The 3,732-nt window shown below is 63.4% G+C and carries 3 protein-coding genes; all 3 read left to right on the top strand.

The window, feature by feature from the left end:
• Window position 1 precedes the first annotated feature (1 nt).
• The 3 genes from EN750_RS23350 to trpC are packed head-to-tail and all read left to right on the top strand — an operon-like array spanning window position 2 to window position 3,712.
• On the top strand, window positions 2-1,882 hold the full coding sequence (locus EN750_RS23350) for a SurA N-terminal domain-containing protein (RefSeq protein WP_245482780.1): 1,881 nt from the start codon (window positions 2-4) through the stop codon (window positions 1,880-1,882).
• A complete protein-coding gene (trpD, locus tag EN750_RS23345) occupies window positions 1,879-2,889 on the top strand; it encodes an anthranilate phosphoribosyltransferase (RefSeq protein WP_127397779.1) in 1,011 nt (336 codons plus the stop codon). The genes EN750_RS23350 and trpD overlap by 4 nt, the downstream gene beginning before the upstream one ends.
• Window positions 2,890-2,899: 10 nt before the next feature.
• Window positions 2,900-3,712, top strand: a complete 813-nt coding sequence (trpC, locus tag EN750_RS23340) for an indole-3-glycerol phosphate synthase TrpC (RefSeq protein WP_127397778.1) — start codon at window positions 2,900-2,902, stop codon at window positions 3,710-3,712.
• The last annotated feature ends 20 nt before the right edge of the window (window positions 3,713-3,732 follow it).

Raw genomic sequence — 3,732 nt, 5'->3', positions numbered from 1 at the left:
ATTGAGAAGCGCGGCAGGCACCTGGGTCGCGAAGGGACTGTTGGTGCTGCTGGTGCTCAGCTTTTTGGTCTGGGGCGTTTCCGGACAGCTGATGAGCGGTCTTGCCGGCCACGATTCGGTGATAACCGCCGGCGGCACCAAAGTATCGATCAACGAATACCGTCTCGCCTACGATCGCCAGCTCGCCGTCATGTCGCAACAGTTCGGCCAACGTCTCAGCCACGAACAGGCAAAGGCGCTCGGCGTCGACAACCAGGTGTTGGCTCAGCTCGTCTCTGGTGCCGTTCTCGACGAACAGGCCCGCAAGCTGGGCCTCGGACTTTCCAAGGATCGGCTGGCCGAGTTGACACGCGAGGACCCAGCCTTCAAGGGCCCGGGCGGCCAGTTCGACCGCAGAACGTTCGAATATATGCTGCAGCAGATCGGCATGCGGCCCGAGGACTATTTGAAGAACCGTGCCCAGGTGGCCGTGCGCCAGCAAATTGTCGAGGCGGTCTCGGATGGCCTCAAGGCTCCGGACACTTTCTTCAAGGCGGTTGCGCTCTATCGCGGCGAAGACCGCACCATCGACTATTTGACGCTGCCCAAGGCACTGGTCGAGCCGATCGCGGCGCCGTCCGATAGCGTGCTCTCGGCCTATTTCGAACCCAACAAGAAGACATATGCGGCACCCGAATACCGCAAATTTTCCTATGTCCGCCTCGAACCCGTCGACATCATGGATACGACCGCCGTCACCGACAGCCAGGTCAGCGACGACTACAACAAGAACAAGGCGCGTTACACCACGCCGGAACTGCGCACCGTCGAGCAGCTCGTGTTCAAGACGCCGGATGCGGCCAAGGCCGCACTCGATTCGCTCAAGGCCGGCGCCACTTTCGACAAGCTTGTCACGGCGGAAGGCAAGACGCCGGCCGATACGTTGCTCGGCACGCTTGCCAAGGACAAGATCGCCGACAAGGCGGTCGCCGACGCGGCCTTTTCGCTCAACGCCAATGAAGTCAGTCAGGTCGTGCAAGGCGCCTTCGGTCCGGTGCTGCTGCGCGTCACCGAGATCAAGCCCGAGGTGGTGAAACCACTGGCCGAGGTGTCCGATCAGATCCGCAAGGATCTGGCGCTGGGCGAGGCAAGCCGCATCCTTCTGGACGTGCGCGACAATTACGATGACACCCGCGCCGCCGGCAGTTCGCTGGCGGAGGCCGCGGCCAAGCTGAAGCTGAAGGTCGTCACCATCGACGCCATCGATCGTAGTGGACTGCGGCCAGATGCAACCATCGTCAAGGACCTGCCGCAATCGCCGGAGCTGATCAAAGCCGTCTTCGACGCCGAACCCAACACGGAAAACGATGCCTTGACCACAGCCGACAACGGCTTCGTCTTCTATGAGGTGGCGTCCGTCACGCCGGCTCGCGACCGCACGCTGGATGAGGTTCGTCAAAAAGTCGTCGCCGACTGGACGGCGGCGGAAATAAGCAAGCGGCTGGCCGCCAAGGCTGACGAACTGGAAAAGCGGCTCAAGGCCGGCGCAACGCTCGATGTCATCGCCAGCGAACTGAAGCTCGAAAAGCAGACCAAGCGCGGTGTCAAGCGTGAGGCTGACGATGTCGATTTCGGTAAGGAGGGTGCGGCAGCGATGTTCGGTGTCGGCGAAGGCGGCACCGGCTTGGTCCCCTCACCCACCGGAGACGGGCAGATCCTGTACAAGGTCGCCGAAGTGTTCGAGCCCGCCGGAGCCGATGCCAGTTCGGTGCCGGACGACGCGCAGAAATCCTTCACCTCCGGCATGTCGGATGACCTGCTCGACCAGTTGGTGGCGCAGTTGCAGACGCAGTACGACGTTCGCATCGACCAGGCCGCCGTCGCCCAAGCCTCGACAAGATGAGCGCGCTGAAAACCCATATCGCCAAGATCGCGACCGGTAGCGCGCTTTCCTTCGAGGAAGCGCGCGAGGCCTTCGACATCATCATGTCGGGTGACGCGACCCCCGGCCAGATCGGCGGTTTCCTGATGGCGCTGCGTGTGCGCGGCGAGACGGTGAGCGAGATTTCAGGCGCCGTCGCAACCATGCGGGGCAAGATGCTGCACGTCGACGCGCCCACCGACGCCATCGACATCGTCGGCACCGGCGGCGACAATTCTCACAGCGTCAACATTTCGACGGCATCGGCCTTCGTCGTTGCCGGCAGCGGCGTGCCGGTTGCCAAACACGGCAATCGCGGCCTGTCATCGTTGACGGGGGCAGCCGACGTGCTGGTTGCGCTCGGCGTCAAGATCGATATCTCGCCCGAATTCATCGGCCGCTGCATCCACGAGGCAGGCGTTGGCTTCATGTTCGCGCCTGCGCACCATCCGGCGATGAAGCATGTCGGCCCGACCCGCGTCGAACTCGGCACCCGCACCATCTTCAACCTGCTCGGGCCGCTCTCCAATCCGGCCGGCGTCAAGCGGCAGCTGGTCGGTGTGTTCCTGCCGGAATGGATCCTGCCGGTTGCCGAGACGCTGAAGGCGCTGGGTGCCGAGCATGTCTGGGTCGCCCATGGCGACGGCTATGACGAGATCACCACCACCGGCGAGACGCAGGTTGCCGAACTGATCGGCGGCGAGATCCGCAGCTTCACCCTGACCCCTGAAGCGGTTGGGTTGCCGCGCCACAGCAAGGACGAATTGCGTGGCGGCGATGCGGACTACAACGCCAAGGCCTTGCGCGATATGCTGGGCGGCGCCGCCGGCGCCTATCGCGACACCGTGCTGATGAACGCCGGTGCCGGACTGGTTGTGGCCGGCAAGGCGACGACGCTTGGCGACGGCATCGCGGCGGCGGCGCAAGCCATCGATAGCGGCCGTGCCCTGCAAGTGCTCGACAGGCTGGTCGAGATTTCGAACGGATAACGGATAGAGCGTGTCTGACATTCTTCGCAAGATCGAGGCCTACAAGCGCGACGAGATCGCGGCAGCAAAGGCACGCGTGCCGTTGGCCGAAATCAAGGCCCGGGCAAAAGACGCCGACGCACCGCGCGGCTTTCTTGCCGCACTGGAAGCGAAGCGCAAATCCGGCGCCTTCGCGCTAATCGCCGAGATCAAGAAGGCGAGCCCTTCCAAGGGTCTGATCCGTGCCGATTTCGATCCACCGGCGCTGGCGCAGGCCTATGCCAAGGGTGGTGCTGCCTGTCTTTCGGTGCTGACCGATGCACCGTCCTTCCAGGGTGCGCCCGAATTTCTCACCTGGGCGCGAGCCGCCGTCGCGCTGCCGGCGCTGCGCAAGGATTTCCTGTTCGATCCGTATCAGGTCTACGAAGCCCGCGCCTGGGGCGCGGATGCCATCCTGATCATCATGGCCAGTGTCGACGACGTCCTGGCCAGCGAGCTCGAGGCGACGGCCTTCGAACTCGGCATGGATGCACTGGTCGAAGTGCACGACGAGACCGAGACGCAGCGCGCGCTAAAACTGTCGTCGCGGCTGATCGGCATCAACAACCGCAATCTGCGCACATTCGAGACCAGCCTCGACACTTCCATGCGGCTGGCGACGATGGTTCCGGCCGACCGCTTGCTGGTCAGCGAGAGCGGTATTTTCTTGCATGACGACTGCCTCAGGCTGCAAAAGAGCGACATCGGCACTTTTCTTGTCGGCGAGAGCCTGATGCGGCAACAGGACGTCACCGCGGCGACGCGCCTGCTTCTGACAGGCAAGGCTTTGGCCGAGGTCATCTGACGATGGTATCGGGCCTTACC

Source organism: Mesorhizobium sp. M7A.F.Ca.ET.027.03.2.1 (assembly GCF_003999175.1).
Lineage (GTDB): Bacteria > Pseudomonadota > Alphaproteobacteria > Rhizobiales > Rhizobiaceae > Mesorhizobium.
Note: the sequence above shows the minus strand (reverse complement) of the source record. Positions and strands in the feature narration are given on the sequence as shown.

Excerpts from the sequence above, each read along its gene's own strand:
- trpD (WP_127397779.1), top strand. The coding sequence starts at position 1,879 with ATGAGCGCGCTGAAAACCCATATCGCCAAGATCGCGACCGGTAGCGCG.